This window comes from Psychrobacter sp. 78a-MNA-CIBAN-0178 (assembly GCF_040309625.1).
In the GTDB taxonomy this organism is placed as follows: Bacteria; Pseudomonadota; Gammaproteobacteria; order Pseudomonadales; family Moraxellaceae; genus Psychrobacter; species Psychrobacter okhotskensis.
In genome coordinates, this window is record NZ_JBEOOZ010000007.1 from 102,364 (window position 1) to 125,767 (window position 23,404).

A 23,404-nucleotide genomic window follows, 5' to 3' on the forward strand; every position below is an offset into this window, starting at 1 on the left:
TCTAATAAAAGAAGCCTGCTTTATACATCCAAAATGACGTCTGTCATCGGGATATTGATACAGGTCTGAATAGATTCAACACCATGACTGCTTAGCTTGCCCGTTTGGATATTTTTGACGACACCGCTGATTTTTTGGCAGCGACACAGTTGACAGATTCCTTGTCTACAACCATAGCTCAGTCTGATACCTGCTTGCTCCGCGCCCAAGAGTAAAGTGGTGCCACTACTAAACTGCTGCTGTCGCCCACGTAAATAGACCGTTTGCACTGCTATATCAGCCGTTTCCTCATTTGTACCAAGGCTCATATCAGAATCAGGCAATGCAGTGCCAAACCGTTCGACAATCACGTTATCTCGCAGCGAGCGCTTAGGTGCTAGAGTGTGGTTATCTGAAGGCAGGCTTAACGTCTCTAGAGCACGGTAGAGCCCTGCCAATAACGAGGATGAGCCGCAGGCGAATATCGTTGACTCTGCTAGTGACAACGGCAGCAGTGATAAGGTGTCTACGTCTAAGTGTCGCGAGCCTGCTAGCTGGCTACTGTAGTTATTTGGGTCAGCGGTATTCACCATATAGTAAGCAAAATAGGGATAGGCAGTTGCTAAGTGTTGCCAGTAAGCTTGGAAAGGTGATTTTGCCAATGACGTACGGTGATAATATAACAAAGTGACAGTGCGGCTTTGTGCTAATGCTTGGGTAATCAATCCTAACATCGGGGTAATGCCGCTACCACCAGCGATAAATAATAACGGCGATTGCTTAGAGCGTGACAGCTCACTTTTCTGTTTGGTTAATTTTGCTGATGTATCCGCCAAGGTAAAATCACCGCTTGGCAAGCTACTATCGAATACCGTACCAAGTGGCGCTTGTTGAGTCAGATAGTCTGAAACCAACCCTTGCGGTTTGATGGCAATAGTAACGGTGGCACATAAATTATTGCTGGCACTGTCATTAACGGCATTTTTAGCGTTGTCATCAAAGATAGCGTTGTGCAAATCTGCTGGCTGCGGAAACATCCCAACCAGTGAGTAGCTGCGCTGATGGTTGATACCTTCGATAGGCACAGTCAGATGAATATGTTGCCCGCCGTGCCAGCTATCATCGATAGTAAATGCTTGACGTTTAAAGGCCTGATTGGCTTCAAATTTTAGCGCGACCAATTCCTCGTTGATCGTCTGTCGCGCAATAAGGCGTAGTTTGGGCGTGGTCAACGACCAAAACGGATGCAAGCGCGACCCAATAAAATCAACGAACGCGCGTTGGATAATCTCAGGGCGGTAGCCGGTCGTCATAGAATACCTTTTATCATATGCTTTTCAATCATTGTAAAGTCGTGCGTTTGACTGCTCACTTAACTGCTTTTGCCGTCGCTTTTATCAGCGCTTATACATATTAGAACAGATAAAAAAACTCTACAATTATTAAAATATTTTATTAAGAATATCTAATATCTTAACGGCTATTCATTAATTTTGCGAAAAATTTGCTGCAACTTTTTGTGAGGTTTATAAAACAGAAGCGTATCAGGGTAATATGATTATTGTTCAAATTAGAGCTTATACTGACTATTATAGGCTGCATTTAAGCAAATAATCTTGTGCTGATAGGCGTAAAAACTTGCGCTTATAGGTGCAAAAATACGAAATCAATGCCAAAGAGTGCTAAAGCCATCTACTAGCTTGCAGGGTATGCGCCACAATGCGATAATGGCCTATAATTTGTAACCCTGATTTTGAGGTACAGCACGCTTAGCATCATTGCTAAGTATGATTTGCTTGCCTCTTCTATGCAGTCTATCGGAGTGTTAATGGCTCAATATATTTACACGATGAACAACGTGTCAAAACTTGTTCCACCTAAGCGTGAAATCCTAAAAAATATCAACCTATCGTTTTTTCCGGGTGCCAAAATCGGTGTACTCGGTATCAACGGCTCAGGTAAATCAACCTTGCTACGCATCATGGCAGGCGTGGATACAGAATTTAGTGGCGAAGCACGCGCGCAAACGGGCACCAAAATCGGCTATTTGCCGCAGGAACCACAGCTTGACGACAGCAAAGACGTACGTGGTAACGTCGAAGACGGCATGCGCGAAGCGTTGGATGCGCTCGCTCGTTTAGATGCTATCTATGCTGAATACGCTGAGCCTGATGCAGACTTTGATAAGCTTGCTGAAGAGCAAGGCAAGATGGAAGACATCATCCAAGCATGGGATGCGCATAACTTAAATACCCAGCTTGAAAAAGCGGCTGATGCATTGCGTCTACCGCCTTGGGATGCTGACGTTAGCAAACTGTCTGGTGGTGAAAAACGCCGTGTGGCACTATGCCGTTTACTATTGTCACGCCCAGATATGCTGTTACTTGACGAACCGACTAACCATTTGGACGCCGAATCTGTCGCGTGGCTAGAGCAGTTCCTACAGAACTACAGCGGTACTATCGTGGCTATTACCCATGACCGTTATTTCTTGGACAACGTTGCTCAGTGGATCTTGGAGCTGGATCGTGGCCATGGCTATCCGTACGAAGGCAACTATACCGAGTGGCTCGAGCAAAAGAACACCCGTCTAGAGCAGCAGAACAAGCAAGAAGAATCCTTTGCTAAAGCGCTGAAAAAAGAGCTTGAGTGGATTCGTAAAAACCAAAAAGGCCAACAAGCCAAGTCGAAATCTCGTGTACAGCGCTTTGAAGAGCTGAACTCAACAGAGTTCCAGCAGCGCAATGAGACCTCTGAGATTTATATTCCACCTGGTCCACGTTTGGGTAACAAGGTTATTGAGATTAATGACATCTCTAAATCATTTGGCGATCGCTTGCTCTATGAAAACCTAAGTTTTAACGTCCCAGCAGGTGCTATCGTTGGTATCATTGGTCCAAATGGGGCGGGTAAAACCACACTATTTAACATGATTACTGAACGTGATACGCCAGATACTGGAACCGTTGATTTGGGTGAAAGTGTCAAAGTCGCTTATGTTGGTCAGGTACGTGACAACTTAGACGACAGTAAAACCGTTTGGGAAGAAGTGTCTGACGGTCTTGATATTATTACGGTTGGCGATTACACCACACCAAGTCGTGCTTATATCGGTCGCTTTAACTTTAAAGGCTCAGACCAGCAAAAACACGTTGGTCAATTATCAGGTGGTGAGCGTAACCGCTTGCAGCTTGCTAAGACACTAAAACAGGGTGCAAACGTCTTGCTCCTTGATGAACCATCAAACGATTTGGATATCGAAACCTTACGTGCGCTAGAGGATGCAATTCAAGTATTCCCAGGCACGGTCATGGTCGTCTCGCATGATCGCTGGTTCCTTGACCGTATCGCCACCCATATTTTGGCATTCGAAGAAGAAGGTCCAATTTGGTTCGATGGTAACTACTCTGAGTTTGAGACTTATCGTAAAAAGACCATGGGTGATGCTGCCACTCCTAAGCGTATGAAGTATAAAAAGATTTCTACCTAGAACCTTTGTTTATCATAAGAGTTTTTAGACAATAATTTTAGACATAAAAAAAGACCTCTAATTAATTAGAGGTCTTTTTTTATACTTAATTTGCTATAAATTAACGTTTACGGCCAAATTTACGCTGCTTTTTATTGCTAATCTCAGTAATCGCATGAGTGATTTCCTCTTCATCTAAGCTGGCCACTTGCTGTAATATTTGCATCATATCAGGGCTGAGCACGTATTTGGCATGATGGGCAATGTCGTTGATACGCTGATCAAAAGTCAACACACCCGTCTCATCATCTTTTTGCAAATAATCTAGACGGGTCAAGGCACTAATAAAGCTGGTGAATAAGGCGCGGTCAAAGAAATCAGGAATATCATCAGCATATAAGACGGACAAGCGCTGCCCAAGTAGATGACACAAATCAACCACTTCGTTTTCGGTCAAATTGCCCGAGCCTTGCTGAGCCAAAAGCGCAAGCGTCATAAAGTAACGCTCAAGGCTTTGTTCGACAGGCGTCGCGAGTACCTGTAGCTGCTGATAGCATTTACTATTAGACTCAGGAACGCTAAGCACACCATCGCCCAACTCGACGATCAGTCCATGACTGAGCAGGTTATCCACTTTTTTATTGAGCGTTTCGGCTAGGCCATGCGCTGGGTAGTATAAAAACAGCTCACTTTGTAAAAACGGATATAACTGCTCGGCAATGCTATTGAGACGACTGCGTTCGATACGACCGTTACGGGCAACCAAAGCGGCTAGGAATGACAGCAGAATAAAGACATGCAAAATGTTATTACGGAAGTAGCTGAGCAGGGCGGCTTGTTTGCCAGCGACTTGAATGATATCCCCTAAAATATGCGGGATACGCTCGATAAGCTTGAGCTTAACCCCATAATCGATGATTTGCTGTGGTGACATATCAGTGACCACCGTATCATCAGAGTAGGGCAGCTGCTGAGCCAGACCTTGATATAGGGCGATTTGCTCACGGCAGATCTCTTCATCGAGCGCCGCTTTTGGTGCTGATAGCAGGACTAATGACAATAGTGACACCGGAGTGACGACGGCGGCTTTATTGATATGCTGCATCACTTTGACGCCGATGTTATCGACCATCGCGCCGGTTTTTTCATCGAGTGGGGTATCCGTGCGATCACTAGGTAAGCTGTTGGCGGGTACATCAAATTTTTGCATAAAGTCGCTAAGGTGTAGCGGTGTGCCAAAGCTCAAATGCACGTTACCAAAAATACGCTCAATCTTACGCCCAACTTTGAGTAAGCCTATTAACGACTCAGATTCTTTTGGCTTGCCTTTTAGCTCACCAACATAGGTGCCGCCTTCCATGATGCGCTCATAACCGATATAAGTCGGGATGAAGACTACTGGCTTATTGGTTTGGCGTAACTGACTGTGTACCGTCATGGCCAGCATACCCATCTTCGGTGGTAATAGACGCCCTGAGCGTGAGCGCCCGCCTTCGATGAAGTATTCAATTGGGGTATTACGGGTAATAAGCGTATGCATATACTCACGGAGTACGGCGGTATAAAGCGCATTACCACGGAAGCTTCGACGAATATAAAACGCCACCGCGCCGCGCAATAGTGGGCCTAAGATGGGCACATCTAAGTTATCACCTGCTGCAACATAAGGAATGCTCAGGCCACGTTTATAAATGACATAAGACAGTAGAAGGTAATCGACATGACTACGATGACAAGGGACATATACCAGCTCGTAGTCGGTGGCAAGCTCGCGTACACGCTCGAAGTGATGGACTTCTACACCGTCATAGAGCTGCGTCCATAGCCATGTCAAAAATTTATAAAAACCGCGTATGATAGAGTGCGAGTAGTCATTGACCATCTCGTTTGCATAGCCCTTGGCAAGGATACGGGCATCACGAACATTGGTGCCTGACGCTGTGGCCTCAGCTTCTATCGCATGCTTAATCGCTGGTGAATATATCAGCTTATCCACCAAGTTGCGCCTGTCTGATAAATCAGGACCAAGCATACTGGCCCGCTGTTTATCTAGGTAAATATTAAGCTGTTGTTGTAGCATGCGCACCAACTCACGATTGCCATCGGCAGCCGCGACTAACGCATAATTCGCTACGGTAGTGGTCTCATTTGTGCTATCAGCAGTTGAATGGCTCGAATCAGTTGAATCAGTGGCAGTAGAATCAAAGACAGCGGGGCCTTCTCCATGACCTTGGAGATTGTCATTGATAAGGGTGCGCAAGTCTTGCGGTGGGTGGAACTGGACAAAGGTATCGCGTCCCATCACTCCGATATTAAATAACTGCTTGGTGATGCTAGGGTCTTCCCAGTTATCAGCGGTCAATAGCTTAAAGAGGGAGTCTTCTTTTTCGGGTGCGCGTCCCCACAGGATAGAGACGGGCACTAAACGAACCTTTAACTCTGGATGTTGTAAAACGGCAGACACCAAGCGTGATAGTCGTGGCGACAGCTGACTGTCTTTAGAATGTGGATGGTGCAAAAATATAATGGCCGCGTTTTCTTTAATGTTATGGGCGACATCATTCACCCCGACCAATGCTGGTGGTAGGTTGTGCTCTTGCGTCTGCAAGTCGATCAAAATACTGTTGGAGCGCGAATAATCTTGCAGCACATAAAATCTGAGCGTCTGATCATCCGTATCAAACTCCGGCAATTCGCCCAACAGCTTCGGCTTAACGGCGACATCGAGTAGCTGACCCGATACCTTACGATAGAGCTGATTGATGGGCGCATTCGAGTAAGGCTTGGTAACGACTGGCTCGCCGTCAGTTATTGCATCGTTGTCTGTCGCTGACTGGCTATCGGCCGTGACTGGCGCTTTAAAAATCCGTTTTTTTAGGAACTTATTCTTTAAGAAACTGGGTATCATAATGGGTATCAAAATTAGTGAAATGTATTACTCTTATGATGCCATAAAAGCCATCAAAGCGATATATTATGTCTGTATATACTGCTAATATTAATACGAATCGGTAATTATTTTGTGAGTGAAATGCCGCTTAAAAGGCTCAATTATTTGAAGTCTAAAGGCTTTAGCGTAATAATATAATAGCGTCAGCGAGCATGAATGAATATTCAGACCAGTCTGTACACGCACTCACTGCTGTTAAACAAATCTCCTTCAAACAACCAAAAGTTTAACGCCTATGACTCCTGCTATCCAACTTGCCAAACAGCGCGGCCTTGATTATCAGCTGCACGAATATACTCACGACAGTAGTGCCGCATCTTATGGCTTAGAAGCTGCCGAAAAGCTGGGCGTGGAGGTAAAACAAGTATTCAAAACCTTGGTGGTGTCGACTGACCATGGCTCGCTAGCTGTGGCTATTTTGCCCGTTGATAGAACTTTAAATTTCAAAAAAATGGCCAAAGCGCTGTCTGCTAATAAAATGCTGATATGCAAAAAAGTACAGATGGCAGACCCTAAGCAAGTCGAACGTAGCACAGGTTACGTACTGGGCGGGGTCAGTCCATTGGGACAAAAGAAGCGCTTAGCGACTATTATAGACAGTTCAGCTGAGCAGCAGCCAACCATTTATGTGAGTGCGGGGCGTCGCGGCTTAGAGATTGAACTGCCACCGATACAATTGGCTGCCACCCTTGACGCACGTTTTGCCGCCATCACTGATGAATAAGGGTTAGGTTCGTGCTGACCAAGCACACTCATTTTTTATCCGTTTTCCATGCTTTTTAATGTACTTATTTTTTTAAGATATTTATATTTTTAAGGTGCTTATATTTTTAAGGTAATTATATTCTAAGGATAGTCTCATGCCACATTTAACCATTCAAGTCACGCCCAATGTCAGTATCCCTCATGCAGAATCCTTACTTAAATCTTTGAACAAAGCGCTTTGGGATAGTGGACATTTTGGCAAGCCGACGGATATCAAAGCACGCATCATACCTATTGAGACATTTTTGGTGGGTGTTGAAGACGACGAACAGGCATATGGCTTTGTTTATGCGCATCTAAAAATCATGACCGGTCGTGATGAGGTCATACGCCATCAGCTTGCTGAGCTATTAACGGCTACCATAGAAGAGGTGTTAGATACCGAGCAATCAGAGCGCGTAGGCATACAAATCTGTGTTGAGGTGGAAGAAATCAGCGCGATTTATCATAAGAAAATGCTAGGTGACTAGGGCGTATTGAATACTTACAAATACTCGCACAGTGACTCGCTAGCATACTTAGGTAAGACAATCACTTCAACGCTATAACCTGCGGTGCGACCTTGAGTGGCCATCAGATTACGAGCAATGCGCAATCGATACGTGCCAGTGGCAGGCAAGCAGCCTTGATAAATGATACCGCCTTTGGTGCCATCTTGTGTGCCATTCGGCATATGCAGTACGCCGACATTGGCAGTCTCTGGGGTGCCCGTAAGGGGCGCAATATTAATGATGGCATATTGCCAACTGCTGGCATTAAAGCGATACCAGCGCTCGTTTTCATTAGGCTTAAGCTGTCCCGTCACTGTACTACTAAGCGCGCCTTTGGCAAAACGAATCGGGATGTCGCTATTTTTAGCCAACGCACTGTGTGCGCTAACGCCTATTAATGTGGCACTAAGCAACAGCGTTTTTAGCACTTGTGCGGTTGTTAAAGTAGTTTTATTTTTAACCAAAAACATCGTACCTCCTAACTGACTTTGTTATTTATCTACTATAGTCAGTGAAAAGTAATATCAGCAATACCATAGCCATTTTTAGCCCATTTAGATACAAGCGTTTGAAGTGAGGACACCCCCTAGTTAAACATAAAAAAGCGCCTAATAAATAGGCGCTTTTTTTATTAATAATCAAGTAACTCGTACAGTCTTAGTCATGATTTTAGTCTAAGAAAGCAAAGTTTTCGATTTTCATGGCAGTCATGCTTTCGCTTGGTGCCACCATACCCTCGGCGTGGCCTGAGGTACGTGGTAGAATCTTATCAAAATAGAACTCAGCCGTTTGGATTTTAGCTTTGTAGAATTCTGGTGACTCAGTGCCGCCATTTTTTAGCTTGTCATAAGCGACAGCCGCCATACGCGCCCAGTGGTAACCCATCATGACATAGCCTGAGTACATCAAGAAATCTTCTGATGCGGCTGAGATGATTTCACGGTCTTTACGTGCCATTAGCATCAAGCGTACGGTTAGGGTGTTCCACTCAGCACAAAGCTTGGTCAATGCCCAAACGAATTTACGCATGTCTTTATCAAGTGCGTACTCGCCACACCATTTCATGATGCTTGAGGTGTAATCACGGATGATTTTACCTTTAGACTGTAAGATAACCTTACGACCTAACAAATCAAGTGCCTGTACGCCAGTGGTACCTTCGTACATAGTGGCAATACGTGCATCACGAGCGATCAGCTCCATGCCCCATTCTTTGATATAGCCGTGACCGCCATATATCTGCTGACCATGCTTGGCCGCTTCGATACCTAGCTCGGTTAAAAAGCCTTTTAGGATAGGCGTATAGAAGCCTAATTTGTCATCCCACTTTTCAAACTCAGCATCATCACCGTTGGCAACGCCTTGCGACATTTTGTCGGCATAACGCGCTGAGTGATAAATCATTGAGCGACCGCCTTCAGCAAAGGCTTTTTGCGTCAATAGCATACGACGAACGTCAGCGTGATGAATGATAGCATCGGCTACTTTTTCAGGATCTTTGGTCCCTGACAACGTACGCATTGAACGACGATCTTTCGCATACGGTAGGGCGTTTTGGAAAGACAGCTCAGTGTGTGCCAAACCTTGGATACCAGTACCGATACGGGCGGTGTTCATAAAGGTGAACATGGCTTTTAGGCCTTTGTTCGGCTCACCGATGAGATAACCTAACGCGCCGTCGAAGTTCAGTACACAAGTCGCTGATGAGCTGATACCCATTTTGTGCTCGATAGAGCCACAAGTAACGCCATTGCGCTCGCCTGCTTCGCCATCGGCATTCGGCAAGAATTTTGGTACGATAAATAATGAGATACCACGGGTGCCTTCTGGCGCATCCGGTAGGCGTGCTAAGACGATATGGACGATATTGTCAGTCAAGTCATGCTCACCACTTGAGATGAAAATCTTAGTGCCGCTAAGCTTGTAGCTACCGTCTTCTTGCGGAATCGCTTTTGACTTTACTTGTCCTAAATCGGTACCACACTGCGGCTCAGTCAAGCACATCGTACCTGCCCACGTGCCTTCAACCAATTTATGCAGGTACGTTTCTTTTTGCTCATCAGTACCGTACTGCATGATGGTGTTAATACAACCTGTCGATAGGCCAGGATACATTGCCCACGGCCAGTTCGCCGTACCCATCATTTCAGACTTAATGAGGTTGATTGACATAGGCAAGTTCATACCGCCGTACTCTTCAGGGTACGAAATACCTTGCCAGCCGCCGTCTACAAACTGATCGTAAGCTTCTTTAAAGCCTTTAGGGGTAGTGACAACACCCTCTTCAAAATGACAGCCTTCTGCATCTGCTGGCTGGTACAAAGGGGCTAAGACATTTTCAGAGAAGTCAGCAAAGCTTTGCAAAATCATATCGACCGTTTCAGGATCAGCATTTGCGCCGTTGTCTAAATCTTTGTAATGCGTCTGAAAGTCGAACACATCATTTATTAAAAACTTGATATCACGTAAAGGTGCTTTGTAAGTTAACATAGTTGGTCTCTTTGGTTGGTTCACTGTCATAGCACTAGGATTCAAACCTAAGTGTATTCAAGTGAATGTTTGCTTATTTTTTGTGGCAAATGAATGATCTTATGGAGGATCGATGGGACTTATGAATAAATTCTTGTCCGCTATAGGTATGGTCAAGCGTTACTTAATAAAAGTCAACTACTATGACGGTGATACGAGTATAAGACTTCTACAGCCACAAATATATAACGTATAACTAATATTCATAGTTCGTTAAATTATACATCAAATTAAGTTATAAGTTAATAATGCGGTATTTAAATTGGCAGTACTTGTGCGTCATGAATAATTTTTATATAAACCGCATGTAAATTAATAGCAAATAAGTACCGCGCCATTAATCCAAGAAATCTCAAAAACCATTTAAGAAATATCGATCGACTATCGACAGAATAAGGAAAGCGAGTTATGAGCGCACCAAAGCGCAAGGCAGGTCTGGTATCTTGGTTGACAACCCTATTTGCCTATATTAAGTCTTTAATTTCAGGTGAGCTGACGCATCTGTTAACGGTTAACCGCAGTAAAAGACCGTGGCATATGCCGATTATCGCCGCTATTGCGATTAGCTTTCCCGTATTCGTTGGTGCTTATTTTGACGCCTTATCCTCAGGTATCAAGGCCTCGTTGGGGGCGATGATTATCCTTAATTTGCCATTGTCAGGCACGCTACCGTATCGTCTGGTGACGATTATGGCGTGGGGCTTTGCCATAGTGATGAGCTTTGCGCTTGGACTGATCGCTCAGCAGATACCTGTGCTGCGCCTGCCTGTATTTGCGCTACTTGCCTTTACTATTGTCATGTTGGGTCGCTATTATCAGCAGCCACCACCAGCAGGGTTGTTTGTCATGATGGCGGGAGCAATCGCCTTATTCATACCTGTGCCATTAGCGCAAGTATTGTCAGCGACAGGGCTGGTGATGTTGGGTAGTGGCATCTCGATGTTGCTCGCGCTGCTTTATAGTCTGTTTTTGTTAGCCACGCGTCCTATAGTGCCTGTGCCGCTTTATACCTATGAGCCGGACATGATTAGCGACAGCCTCATTGTGACCAGCTTTGTGAGTTTGGCGTTGGCAATCGCAGTATTGCTAAAGATGCCATATCCCTATTGGGCGGCCATGAGCTGCTTTATCATCATTCAAGGTATGCAGCTACGCACGATGTGGATCAAACAAGTGCATCGCTTGCTCGGTACGTTGGTCGGAATGGCAGTGGCAGGTTGGATGCTATCGTGGGGGCTGTCGATATGGGGCGTTGCGATAGCAGTGCTGCTCATGATGCTCTGTATCGAGGCGTTGGTTGATCGTCATTATGGCTTGGCGGTGGTATTTATCACCCCATTAACCATATTTATCGCTGAATATGGCAGCATGTCGCTGTTGCAGCCCGTGGCTGAGGAAGTCATTCGTGTGCGCATGCTTGATACCACGATTGGCTGCGTCGTCGGTCTTAGCGGTGGTCTGGCGATTCATTCAAACCGTTTGCGCGTACCGTTACGCCAGATAGAAAACTGGATGCTGGCGCGTTTTGGTCAAACAACGAAACACTAAATCAACACCATAAATTCAAAGCATATGAGAGAGCCTTATAATTCTGCTGTTCACACACAAGCCACTAAATGGTCGTGTAAGTCATTTGACGTTGAGGGCTTTAGTGGCTTGCACTACATCGATACTGTGACCCGTCCAACGCTCAAAACTTAAGGCGGCTTGACCGATAAGCATGCCGTAGCCGTCTGATATTTGCGCACCACGTGCCGCGAAATGCTCCAAGAACGGTAGCGTGCGACCGTACATCATGTCGTAAGCATAGTGACCGTGTAGGGTGTCGCTCAGTGGCAAAGTCTCACCTGATAGACCAATCGATGTGGCATTAATAATAATATCGAACTGTCCGCGCAGCTCGCTAGTGGTACAAGCGGTAATCTGCTGCTGACTAATAGAGGTACTGGCGGCACTAAGGTCGTTGACTAAGTCACAGGCTTTGCTCACTGTGCGATTGGCAATTGTCAGGGTTCCGATACCTGCTTGAATCAGGGGTAGTATCACCCCGCGTGCCGCACCGCCCGCGCCAATGAGGGCAACGCGTGCACCCTCTAGCGGCCAACCCAAGCTACTGATATGATTGACCAATCCTTGCCCATCAGTATTGTCGCCGTATAGTGCCTCTGCTATTGGCGCGCCGCTTTTTAATAGCGCTTTATTGAGCAGAATCGTATTGACCGCACCAGCGACTTTGGCGTGCTCTGATAAGCCACCACGTGCCTGACAGCACGCATAAGCGACTTGTTTAAAAGGAACCGTCACGTTAGCACCCACACCGCCACCATGAAAAAACGCCTCAATAACCGCCATAAAACTGGCTGCCTCATCGGGACAATACTGGCGCTGATAGCTAATTTCAATCCCTGCCTGCGCGGCGAACTGGGTATGGATTGCAGGGGATTTGCTGTGGGCAATCGGATTGCCAATAACAATAAAGTGCTGGGTCATAAATAGTCCGCTGGCAGTAAGGGCATGGAGTGGTCAGATTGGTAAGCATTCAAACCCACTCATCATAAGGGATAACGTTATGTTTGACAAATGGAGCGGTTAAGGAATAAATACACGATTAAACACAGCGTTTTAAGACGTGAGGTCTTTAACAAATCTGTACTGTCTGGGAGCGGTATCCGTAACCTAAAGGGTAGTCAAGCGTTCAGCAGTTGGGTAAACTAGTGAGCATAAAAATCGATATCAATAGACGCCAGGAACTGCTAGGTTACAACCAAGCTTTTTAATAACAACATTCTTCATTATCAGTGGCACATCTGCCAGCTCGTTAATACTATTTTGAGACCAATCTAAAAGTGTGAGTAAATTGTCCATGTTGAATAATAACCTACAGACCTTGATGGTCAGTATGATAATGGCAGTTGGCGTGACGTTGAGTGGCTGTGATAGCACCAAAGAAGACGCCCAAAATCCAGAGGCCAGTGCGGCAAGCACTAGCGAGCAGAGCGCTGCGGATACCTCTACGCAAACCACTCCGACCAAAACCGCCGACTTAGATGGTGCCACTGCTCAGCAAGGCATACCAGTAAAATATGAGGTTGCGTCGTGGAGCGCTGCCCCAGTAGACCCGCTTACGGTTGATGCGTTGGATGATATCAAGTCGACCTTTGGTAAAGTGGTCAGCACGGACGAAAACAGCCTAGACTACGCCAGTAATTCGGCCTCTAAGTATCGCTTTATGGATACCGATGCGCCTTATTTAGACCTTATCGACTCCGAAAAATATCTGGAGCTTGGTTGGTATTACGCCAATCCAACCGACTCAAAAAAAGAAAAAGAGCTGAGTCAAAACCATGCCAAAAAATCCTATATGCTAGCGCGTCAGCTGATGGGTGATGAGGGCGGAAAATTAATCGCTGATATGCTGGGCGGTCAAATTATTAAGAATAAAACCGTCGGTGGACAAAAAATAGAGCTGGCGAAATGTGAGTTTTACAGCTGTATGCTGGTGCTGAATAAAGCCGATGCGCAAACAGACAATAGCTAAACGGTGGCCGCCATTATGCCGCCGCCCAACAGCTGGCTACGTCTGCAACCTCTAAGCGCGGCGAGCGATGACGCAGCAGTAACAGCGCTAACCATGCCATTAGACAATCGCGGACTGGCATACGGTGATGGCTTTTTTACCACTATGGGCGTCATCGATGGACGGATACTGTGGTCGAGCTATCATCAGCAGCGTCTGGACTCTCATGCCAGTGCCTTGCATCTCGATATCGATAGCCGAGCACTGTTAGCTACCTTGCATAGACAGGCCAAGCACTTGCAGCAAGGCATGCTTAAGCTTATCGTCACCCGCGCGGTGCAAGATGTCCGTGGTTATGGTTATACGCCAAGCACGTCCGGCAGTGCGTGTGAGATCTGGCTCAAGTCTTCCGCCATGCCTATCGCCACTGCTGAGCAGATGCCTTTACCGAATGGGTTCCTAGTTCCTCTGCAACCAGTGGCTTCTGCCACTTGCTTGTCTTCACAACTCGCCTGTCTACCGCCACCGCTTGCCGGACTCAAAAGTCTCAATCGTCTGGATAATGTACTGGCAAGCGCTGAGCTACAACGCGTTAAAGCCCAAACATTAACATCCAATCCCTTTTTACTAGCCAATCATTTATCGACCAATAATTTATCAGTGAATGCCGAACCCAGTATCGGTGAGGGGCTGCTGCGTGATATGAGCGGGCAGTGGGTTGAAGGAACGATGAGTAATGTGTTCTATCAATTATCAGAATCGCCATTCGCAAAATCGTCCAATCCTTCACATCCTCAAAACAACGGCAACTATCTGAGCACTGGTCAATGGTACACGCCGTCGATGGCACAATCGGGCGTCGCTGGCGTGATGCGGCAAGCGCTCATCGATGGGCTATCCAGTACAGAGCAGCCAGCCATCATAAGACCATTACAAGATGAGGATTTGCCGCAGTTAAGCCAACTGTTCTTTTGCAATGCGTTACGCGGTATTATGCCGATGAGCAGTTTGAGGTTATTGTCGGGTGAAGTGGTGGGGTTATAAAGTGAGTGAGTTACTATCTTATTTATTCAATAAACGATAAAAATGCTGTCTAAAAAAATCTTTCCTGCCTTCGTTTTGAAGATCTTCATATCGAGCTTGGCTCAATTTCAGATATTCAGTTTCTTGCTCGATACCAATAAAGCGCCTTCCTAGTACACTGCTTGCAATACCTGTTGTGGAAGAACCTGCAAAAGGATCGAGAACTAACGCATCTTTTTGGGTGGAAGCTAAAATAATTTGCGCTAGTAATGCCATAGGCTTTTGTGTTGGATGTTTACCACAAGATTTCTCCCATTTGGCAATAGCTGGCAAACGCCAAACATCTTTCATTTGCTTGTCATTATTTAATCGTTTCATCAAATCATAGTCGAAGTAATGCGGTATTTTAGGGTATTTTCTTGCCCAAATGATAAACTCTGTCGAATGAGTAAAAAAGCGGCAAGAAAAATTGGGTGGTGGATTGGTTTTCTCCCACGTAATGACATTGAGTATTTTGAAGCCTAACTCAGGTAGTATACGACCTAGAGTGAAAATATTATGATGTGTGCCACTGACCCATAAAGTTGCATTATCTGCCATTTTTTCACGGACAGTAGATAACCATTGATAGGTAAAATTATAAGCATCATTGTCACTGATGAGCTTGTCCCACTGACCTTTATTGACTGACTGGACTTTACCGTTTTTCACTGTTAGACCATTATTGAATGTACTGGTTAAGAGCCAGCGCTCTACTATTATCTATACGCTTATCCATTAAGGTTCACAAGTACTGAGAGCTACTTTAGGTTTGAGCTAGCTACTCATTCTATTCTACGCCAAAGATAATAAATTCAGTATCAAGCATATCATCAGGTTCTAAAGTAATATTCTCGCTTCTATATTCTTCTCGCGCTTTTAGCAGAGCAGTTTCACCATCTTCTGCAACCACTTCTATAAGTGCACTCATCGTTTCGATTACTTCTATTTGATAAATATTCAAACCGTCTGTCCTTATCATAACTATTCTCAACAATTACAAGTTGTCATATTCAAAATCTATTTTTGTTATCTATACCAACTAGATTAGGGACTGTATAGAATTGAGAAAGCATTGAAAAAAATAAGCAACGCCTTACTCTAATGTTTACCACAACAAAGAAACAAGGCGTCACTTATGGCTCGCACTAAGCTCAACGATGAACATTGGCACAAGCTATTTATTATATTGCGACAAATTAACGTATATAACAAGCCCAATCTAAGACGTACCGTTGAAGGCATGTTGTACCGCATACGAGTAGGCTGTCCATGGCGAGACTTACCTTCTTATTTTGGTCATTGGTCTAGCATATATCATCAATACCGTTACTGGCGTAAAACCGGTAAATGGCAAAAGCTCATGAAGATAGTCACAGCAAACTATGATAGTGAATGGTTATTTATAGACGGTAGCGTGGTTAAAGCTCATCAGCATAGTACAGGCGCAGCCAGTCATCTTGATGAGGCCATTGGTAAAAGCGTTGCAGGTAATAGCAGCAAACTGCACTTAGTGGTCGATGCTTGTGGCAACCCTATACATGTTGAGCTGTCAGGTGGGCAAGTACATGACTCTAAGATGGCAAAGGCGTTGATATGTAGCACCATTAACAACCAGACTAAAGCGGTGATTGCAGACAGGGGCTACGATAGTAGCGATATTAGAGAGTGTATCTTCAAGCACTGTGCTCAGTCAGTCATACCTGTTAAGTCGAACTCTAAAAGCAGTAACGACACACTAGATTGGTATTTGTATCGTTGCCGTCATTTGGTAGAAAACGCTTTTGCTAGATTGAAACATTTTAGGGGCATTGCCACGCGATATGATAAGCTCAAAGATAGCTTTGCAGCGGCGGTAATGCTCGCTTGTGTCTTTATCTGGTTGCCCTTGATTTGAATTCTATACACACCCTAGCAAAAGCGCTCAAAAGAAGTGATCGTCTTTTGTTACGCAGACTTGTGTCATAAAGCAAATCGATCAATGATCCTTTTTCAATAGAAATGATTAAAAGGACAATACTGCATGCATTCCATATATGAAAAAGTAAGGGTTCCAATACAAATCAGACGTTTAATGGTTTTTGATGAAATTTGTAGATTGGCCAAAGCTAAGCCTAATGAAATTGTGCATTTGTCGCCTTACACCCAACTGGCTTTTGGAGGTATGTTTGAGTATGCGCATACGCGAGAAGAAGTCATTGAGCAGGGTATCGACGTTATTGCTAATGATGAATTGGTGATGTGTGCATTGACGGTTAATCTAATTCCTTTTACCAAACCTGCACGCAACTCGGTACAGCTGTTATGGCAGTGGAATCGCTATGTGCGTAATCGATTGCATGCTTATATCGACTATCGTGGAGTGCATTTTTTCAAAATCAATGATGAAATTGATTGGGAGTATCCAGCGCATAAGTTTCATCAGCGTCTTGTGGCTACTGCGCGATTACCATTATGGGATGATAGAGATGAGCTGATTGCCGATGTATACCGTGACAAAAAAGGACAGCCAAAACCTAAGCACTACAACGAGAAGCGACTAGTATAACTTTCGATAGTGACCACGGCTCACAAATTCAATGATGCCTTTATCTCGTAATACTTGTAACTGTTGGCGGATTTTATCTTTTACGTGGTTGTTTTCAGGATGTTTGAGCCGCAGCTCATCAGCAAAAGCATAAACTTGATTGAGAGAAAAACTGTCATCGAGTCGGTCGATACATTGCCAGACATCGAGTGTCCAACCACGTGAAGCCATAGATTGCTTGCGTAGAAATAAAGTCTTTTGGAACTGTTGAGTGACATTTTCACGCGGTATAGCTTGTTGGTCTTTGACCAAAAATACTTTGCCCGATTCGGGTACTTGGCGTAAGTCAATATTGCAACCAACCCAACCTGCTCGTTTTGCCGTCACTGATAAGGGTTTACGCTTAACAATAATATCGGGTGTAAAGAAATGCTTGGGAATAATCAGAAAGTTATTGACGGTGTATTCTTTTGAGTAGGTTAAAAAGAAGAAGCTGGGATTGTTCTTACTATTGATACGCTCAATCATCGTCTTATAAGCACCATCATTGACAACATTGCTTAACTTGGCTTTTTTACTTTTTAGCTCATATTGCTCATTACAATTTTCGCAATAAAAATCAGCAACAGGTTTGTTATTAGCAAACTCAGCTAGCGACTGGGCGCTACAATTGGTGCAGTAACTATTTTCTTTTACCCATGCTTCACTGAGTACACGAACTTTTTGAGGTTCAGAGTGATAGTTTTTAGCAAGACTTTGGTTAAAATGTAGGTTCATAAGATATTTTCATTATTAATAGATAAGCTGAGAATACTGAAAAAAACGCCTAAGTATTAAGCCATATAAACTGCTATCAATAGCAAGATAATTCATAAGCTAAGCAAATACCATTGAAAAGCGCACGGTTCAGTGCTAAATTCTAGCAAACTTCTGCCTCGCGAGTTGCCATGAGCACGCCCACACCTGAAACGCCTCCTGAACGTCCTAATGATACCCCATCCAATAAGCAAGCGGGAACTGTTGACGAGCGTGTTGCTAGCACGCCATCAGATGCTAGACCAGTCGTCGACGAGGCGGCAGTAGAGGACGTACCGGCAACAGATGTCTCGCTCATCAGCGGCAAAAGTAAGCCACGTAAATATAAAGCAGACAATCAGTCGTTCTTTATGCAGCGCGGTTATCAAGTCTTGCTCGTGCTTGGGCTGATTGCCGCGTTTTTCTTAGTGATGGTCTATCAGACGTTGTTTGGACGGATTGAGCAGCCGCAGCAAATGGTGACGATTGAGTCAGGTCAGACCTATTACGGCTTATTGCCGCAGTGGCAACAGCAGATTCCACTTTTTTCTGCCAGCATTGCCAAGCTCTATATCAAGTCGCAAGTGGACGCGCCATTACATGCCGGTATTTATCAATTACCAGAGAACCCAACCATCGCTGAGGCGCTGCAAGTGCTCGCGCAAGGGGCTAAAGCAGCGATGGTAAAAGTGCAAATTATCGAAGGCAAAACGTCTAAAGATCTATATCAAACGCTACGTGATAATAACACTATCAAAAAAGAAGTGCTGACAGTGAATGGCGCTAATGCTAGCAATGCTAGTATCGCGCAGGCTTTAGATTTGGCAGGTATATTGCCAGACAGCGTGACCAATAGTAACGACCCTATCGTCAATCATAATCTTGAGGGTTGGTTTGCGCCTGATACTTATTATTACGGCGAGGGCACCAGCGACAAGCAGGTATTGACAGATTTGTACAAGCGTCAGCAGCAGGCATTGACCAAAGCATGGGAAAATCGTGCGCCTGACCTGCCTTATAAGAGTCCTTATGAAGCGCTGGTTATGGCCTCTATTATCGAAAAAGAAACCAGCGTGGCAGAAGAGCGTCCTTTAGTCTCTGCGGTGTTTAAAAACCGCTTGGATAAAGGCATGCGCATGCAGACCGATCCGACCATTATCTATGGTATGGGCAGCCGCTATGATGGCAATATTCGCCGTAAAGACATCGACGAAAAGACCTCGTATAACACCTATCAAATTGATGGTTTGCCGCCCACACCGATAGCCTTGCCTTCTGCGGCTTCTATCGAAGCAACCTTACATCCGGCGGATAGCGATGCGTTGTATTTTGTGGCGACAGGCAACGGTGGGCACAAATTCACCAATAGCTTGGCTGAGCACAATCAGGCGGTAAAAGAGTACCTGAGCGTGATGCGTGAAAAGCGCTCGCAAACGCCGCCGTCATAAGCCAGTATGTACCGAAGAGCCACGCCCATTCTCATCAATGACATAAGGTCATAGTATGTCAGCATCTATAGCAGCCAACTTAGCATACAGCAGCCCAGCTCAAGCCACGCCTGAGATTACAGATACCGCGCCCATGCAAGGGCGCTTTATTAGCTTTGAAGGTACCGAAGGCGTTGGCAAGACCACCGCTATCGAGCAGTTATGTGCGCGACTAGAGGCGCATGGTATCGACTATCTGCGTACCCGTGAGCCGGGTGGTAGCCCGTTTGCAGAGCAGTTGCGCGCTATTTTGCTAGACCCTGATACCAGAATTAATGATGATACTGAGCTGCTACTGATGTTTGCGGCGCGCTGTGACCATCTGCAACAAGTAATTTTGCCCGCATTACAGCGTGGTAAATGGGTGATATGCGATCGATTTACCGACTCTACCATTGCCTATCAGGGCTTTGGACGTGCGCATGGTGATGAGGCGGTACGAGCCAAAATTGACAGCCTTATCGGTCAGTTTGTTACCCAGTTGCCCGAGCTGACTCTATGGTTGGATTTGCCAGTATTAGAAGGCATGGCGCGGGCGGGTAAACGTAGCGCTGCCGATCGTTTTGAGCAGCAGGCGACGGCGTTTTTTACTCGGGTGCATAAAGGTTTCAGTGTCCTTGCTGGCGAGCAGCCTGAGCGTATCCAGCGTATCGACGCCTCAGGCAGTGCTGACGAAGTAAGTGTGCGAGTATGGCAAACGGTTGCGACACGATTTCATCTTAGCTAGAGCGTGTCTTCAATTTACTCGATAGTCATCTAAATGGGCTAAAAATGGCTAAATCTTGCCAAACATCGTCAAATAGCACCCTATAAAAAAGCCCTCATAATCATTATGAGGGCTTTTTATTTGCTCGTTAGCTTTTCAGACAATAGCGTTATGGTTTATCCGCAGCCTTTTTTGCCGCATCCTTTATCTTCGCATCACTATTGGTATTGTCATGATCTGAGTCAGGTAGGCGATTAGGGTCGAGCGCACCACTTTTCATCTTCGGCGCATTACCATTACCGTTTGTACCACTATTGCTAGTAGTCGGCTTAGCAGTCTTGGATGTTGCCGTTGAATTATCAGACATCACGCCTTTATTAGAGGGGCTGTTAAAAGACTCTTTAGCTTCTATGTCCTGATTTTCATTGGTTTCAGCCTTTGTGGTTTCCTTTACAGCATCACTCTTTGCTGCCGCCGCTTTGATACTGGCATTATTAGTGCTGTTAGAGGCACTCTTGTCACTGTCTTTATCAGTCGCGACGGCTAGCTCTTGTTCTGGCGTATCAGCAATCTCTTCCACCATCTCTTTTTCTTTACGCTTTTCAGGCGCTTTAGAGTTGGCTTCAAAGCTGGCATCTGCAGCAGCGCGTGCTTGCTCTTGCTTTGGCGTGACGTCTACTGGCTTTGGCTGTACCTCATCATCAACGACCAAAGAAATCAGCTTACGATCGCGCGGTACTGATCCTTCGAATTTGTCCGTGATGACGTGCAGCTTGCCTTCTTTATCTAGCGTATAGAGCGGCACGAATTGCTTATTGTCAGCTTTATACTGCTCAAAGCTATAGCTGTCCGTAATATTGGTGATTTTAATACGGGCTTTTCTGGACAGCATACTGGCAAGCTTGGTGTAGGTGACATCTTTGCCAAACAGCCACTGTGAATGGAAGTTACCTTGCTTATCGTCGCGCTCACTTTTAACTTTTTCGTCGCTGAACTTGAGGCGATAAAGCTTACGTTCACCGAACTCATGACGGTAATGAATCTCAGACAAGGTATTCATCTCTTTATCCATACTCATGGCAAATAAATGACCAATACCAATGAGGTCAAGATGATGGTCGGCGTGATCAGAGATGGGGTTGCCAAAATAGGTGCGCAGACCACTCATACGCGCGCGCGCGATATTGGTATAGTTATTATGAGCGACGATGACATCGAAGCCTTGCTCTTTTAATGAGGTGGCGACGAGCAGGGCAATTGGGTTGGAGCCGACGATCAGGATACCGTTGGTCTCAGGCTCACGGACACCAAGCAGGTTACCTACCATTTTTGCGCCCAAGCCCTGAATCATGACCGTACCAATAATAACCAAAAATACCAATGGCACTAGCAGTTCAACGCCTTGGATATCATATTCTTGCAAGCGAATCGCAAACAGAGATGAGATAGCGGCAGCGACGATACCGCGTGGTCCAATCCAGCTAATCATTAACTTTTCATTGGTCTTTAAGTTAGAGCCAATGGACGAGGCCCATACTGATAATGGACGCGCGATGAACATCACGATAGCCAGTAATACTAGACCCGCAAAACCAACCTGCAGTAGACTTTCAAGCTCAACACGAGCCGCAAGAATGATAAATAATACTGAAACTAATAAAATGGTTAACGATTCATTAAACTCTAAAATCGTATCGCGCGGGAATTTTGGCCAGTTGGCGAGGGCAACGCCTAATACGGTGACGGTCAGTAGACCCGACTCATGCTCTAAATGGTTTGAGACTGAAAATAATACCAAAACAAAGGCAAGGGTAAAGACATTGCGCAAAAACTCAGGAATCATATGCCGACGCATGAGGAACGCCAGTACCCAAGCACCCGCCATACCTAGCGCGGTTGCAAGTACCACGATTTTGGCAAACAGTAAGATACTACTGGCTTCGCCGCCTGAGATAATATACTCGTAGACCAATACCACGGCGATAGCGCCGATGGGGTCTATGATAATGCCTTCCCATTTCAGGATATTGGAGATGGTCTTGTTGGGTCGCACACTACGCAGTAGCGGCATAATTACCGTTGGCCCCGTCACACAGACCAGTGCACCGAACAGCAACGCAATCAGTGGATCGACATCGAACAATAGATAAGTCGACAGCGCCACGATAGCAATGGTGATCAGTACCCCGACTGATACCAGCATCTGCACGACCGAGCCGTGTTGTTTGATTTCATCGAACTCTAGCGTTAGCGAGCCTTCGAATAAAATAATCGCCACCCCCAAAGAGATAAACGGGAACATCAGCTCGCCCAACACCAAGTCAGGGTCGAATACGCCGAGCACTGGGCCAACGATAATACCAATAAGTAATAAAAATAAAATGGATGGTTGCTTTAAATACCAAGCCAACCATTGGGCGGCAATGCCAATCCCAACCACGCCGGATAATAATAGGGCGGTATCCATAAATTAATCCTTTTATAATCTTGTGATGCTGTATAGCTATTAAAATAGGTCATCGTTAGCCGTCAAAAACCTTTTGTAACGGCAAATTAATAATAACCATAGCCATCATGAATCATGGATGATATATATACTATATAGTAACAAAGACAAAAGTGTCTCAAGCTAAATACACCAATGCTAGAAACACAAAAGATGGAAAATAAAGGCGATAAAAGCCAAATTGCTTGGCGTTCTGTAAATAACACCTTATTATAGCTGACTATTGTTTTCTAAATAATTTATTAGGTTTGTTATCATATCATGATTTTATTTTATATATGTCAAGGGTCTGTCTGCCGTGATAGCCACGCGCCATCGTTCTGCGCTGACACACGAGTAGGTAACGGCACTATTAATATCAATATCAAAGATTACAAAAAATGAGAAGACAGTATGACGTCATATTAAACCGGCTTATATTTGCCATCATGGTCAGGCGCTACTACATAAACTCGCAGACAAGTAGTAAACTGACCAGCAGTCAGGACTATTCCTATAAATTTAGACAAGCTTGCTATCGTTGAATTCAAATAACCTTGATATAAGGGAGCTGAATGCAGGCTATACCTTAGTATGGTTAACGAGGATGACGATGTAGCGGGTTTATATGGATTTGGCTAT

General features: G+C 45.1%; 19 protein-coding genes. 10 read left to right on the forward strand and 9 right to left on the reverse strand.

The features are described 5' to 3' along the window. Positions 1–20: 20 nt before the first annotated feature. Complete coding sequence (locus AAEY80_RS06560) at positions 21–1,292, reverse strand: flavin reductase family protein (protein ID WP_350588086.1); 1,272 nt, start codon at positions 1,290–1,292, stop codon at positions 21–23. Between the two features lie 515 nt (positions 1,293–1,807). On the opposite strand from AAEY80_RS06560, the gene ettA reads away from it, so the two are divergent. Next, on the forward strand, positions 1,808–3,469 hold the full coding sequence (ettA, locus tag AAEY80_RS06565; protein ID WP_350588087.1) for an energy-dependent translational throttle protein EttA: 1,662 nt from the start codon (positions 1,808–1,810) through the stop codon (positions 3,467–3,469). Positions 3,470–3,569: 100 nt separating this feature from the next. Here ettA and plsB read toward each other — a convergent pair whose 3' ends face one another. After that, entirely contained in the window at positions 3,570–6,356 is a 2,787-nt protein-coding gene (gene plsB, locus AAEY80_RS06570) for a glycerol-3-phosphate 1-O-acyltransferase PlsB (protein WP_025651103.1), read from the reverse strand. A gap of 277 nt (positions 6,357–6,633) precedes the next feature. On the opposite strand from plsB, the gene ybaK reads away from it, so the two are divergent. Further along, a complete protein-coding gene (ybaK, locus tag AAEY80_RS06575; RefSeq protein ID WP_025651102.1) occupies positions 6,634–7,122 on the forward strand; it encodes a Cys-tRNA(Pro) deacylase in 489 nt (162 codons plus the stop codon). A gap of 136 nt (positions 7,123–7,258) precedes the next feature. Further along, positions 7,259–7,633, forward strand: a complete 375-nt coding sequence (locus AAEY80_RS06580; protein ID WP_025651101.1) for a 5-carboxymethyl-2-hydroxymuconate Delta-isomerase — start codon at positions 7,259–7,261, stop codon at positions 7,631–7,633. Positions 7,634–7,647: 14 nt separating this feature from the next. Here the strand turns inward: AAEY80_RS06580 and AAEY80_RS06585 are convergent, their stop codons facing one another. Beyond that, a complete protein-coding gene (locus AAEY80_RS06585) occupies positions 7,648–8,124 on the reverse strand; it encodes a hypothetical protein (RefSeq protein ID WP_025651100.1) in 477 nt (158 codons plus the stop codon). Positions 8,125–8,323: 199 nt separating this feature from the next. Beyond that, positions 8,324–10,144: an acyl-CoA dehydrogenase C-terminal domain-containing protein gene (locus AAEY80_RS06590; RefSeq protein ID WP_025651099.1), complete on the reverse strand. Its 1,821-nt coding sequence runs from the start codon at positions 10,142–10,144 to the stop codon at positions 8,324–8,326. A gap of 447 nt (positions 10,145–10,591) precedes the next feature. Between AAEY80_RS06590 and AAEY80_RS06595 the strand changes: the two genes are divergently transcribed. Further along, a complete protein-coding gene (locus tag AAEY80_RS06595) occupies positions 10,592–11,731 on the forward strand; it encodes an FUSC family protein (protein ID WP_201616920.1) in 1,140 nt (379 codons plus the stop codon). 81 nt (positions 11,732–11,812) lie between these two features. Here AAEY80_RS06595 and aroE read toward each other — a convergent pair whose 3' ends face one another. Continuing rightward, the gene (gene aroE / locus AAEY80_RS06600) at positions 11,813–12,673 is read right to left on the reverse strand and encodes a shikimate dehydrogenase (RefSeq protein WP_025651097.1); all 861 of its coding nucleotides are present in this window, start codon (positions 12,671–12,673) and stop codon (positions 11,813–11,815) included. A 373-nt stretch (positions 12,674–13,046) separates the two neighbouring features. On the opposite strand from aroE, the gene AAEY80_RS06605 reads away from it, so the two are divergent. Both AAEY80_RS06605 and AAEY80_RS06610 read left to right on the forward strand, forming a co-directional pair. After that, entirely contained in the window at positions 13,047–13,721 is a 675-nt protein-coding gene (locus AAEY80_RS06605; RefSeq protein ID WP_101212174.1) for a hypothetical protein, read from the forward strand. A 15-nt stretch (positions 13,722–13,736) separates the two neighbouring features. Further along, on the forward strand, positions 13,737–14,744 hold the full coding sequence (locus AAEY80_RS06610) for an aminotransferase class IV (protein ID WP_350588088.1): 1,008 nt from the start codon (positions 13,737–13,739) through the stop codon (positions 14,742–14,744). Positions 14,745–14,762: 18 nt separating this feature from the next. Here AAEY80_RS06610 and AAEY80_RS06615 read toward each other — a convergent pair whose 3' ends face one another. Then, the gene (locus AAEY80_RS06615) at positions 14,763–15,434 is read right to left on the reverse strand and encodes a DNA-methyltransferase (protein WP_265088506.1); all 672 of its coding nucleotides are present in this window, start codon (positions 15,432–15,434) and stop codon (positions 14,763–14,765) included. Between the two features lie 118 nt (positions 15,435–15,552). Then, positions 15,553–15,726 (reverse strand): DpnD/PcfM family protein, encoded by a 174-nt coding sequence (locus AAEY80_RS06620; RefSeq protein ID WP_227502332.1) that lies wholly within the window; start codon positions 15,724–15,726, stop codon positions 15,553–15,555. Between the two features lie 174 nt (positions 15,727–15,900). Between AAEY80_RS06620 and AAEY80_RS06625 the strand changes: the two genes are divergently transcribed. Beyond that, positions 15,901–16,659 (forward strand): IS5 family transposase, encoded by a 759-nt coding sequence (locus AAEY80_RS06625; protein WP_025651202.1) that lies wholly within the window; start codon positions 15,901–15,903, stop codon positions 16,657–16,659. Between the two features lie 126 nt (positions 16,660–16,785). Continuing rightward, a complete protein-coding gene (locus AAEY80_RS06630; RefSeq protein ID WP_025651091.1) occupies positions 16,786–17,310 on the forward strand; it encodes a hypothetical protein in 525 nt (174 codons plus the stop codon). Here the strand turns inward: AAEY80_RS06630 and AAEY80_RS06635 are convergent. Then, positions 17,302–18,066, reverse strand: a complete 765-nt coding sequence (locus AAEY80_RS06635; RefSeq protein ID WP_350588090.1) for a DpnI domain-containing protein — start codon at positions 18,064–18,066, stop codon at positions 17,302–17,304. The two genes, AAEY80_RS06630 and AAEY80_RS06635, sit on opposite strands and share 9 nt — an antisense overlap. A 170-nt stretch (positions 18,067–18,236) precedes the next feature. On the opposite strand from AAEY80_RS06635, the gene mltG reads away from it, so the two are divergent. Next, on the forward strand, positions 18,237–19,532 hold the full coding sequence (mltG, locus tag AAEY80_RS06640; protein ID WP_025651089.1) for an endolytic transglycosylase MltG: 1,296 nt from the start codon (positions 18,237–18,239) through the stop codon (positions 19,530–19,532). Between the two features lie 133 nt (positions 19,533–19,665). Beyond that, positions 19,666–20,298: a dTMP kinase gene (gene tmk / locus AAEY80_RS06645; protein ID WP_201566288.1), complete on the forward strand. Its 633-nt coding sequence runs from the start codon at positions 19,666–19,668 to the stop codon at positions 20,296–20,298. 148 nt (positions 20,299–20,446) lie between these two features. Here the strand turns inward: tmk and AAEY80_RS06650 are convergent, their stop codons facing one another. Further along, positions 20,447–22,744 (reverse strand): cation:proton antiporter, encoded by a 2,298-nt coding sequence (locus tag AAEY80_RS06650; protein ID WP_025651087.1) that lies wholly within the window; start codon positions 22,742–22,744, stop codon positions 20,447–20,449. Positions 22,745–23,404 lie beyond the last annotated feature (660 nt).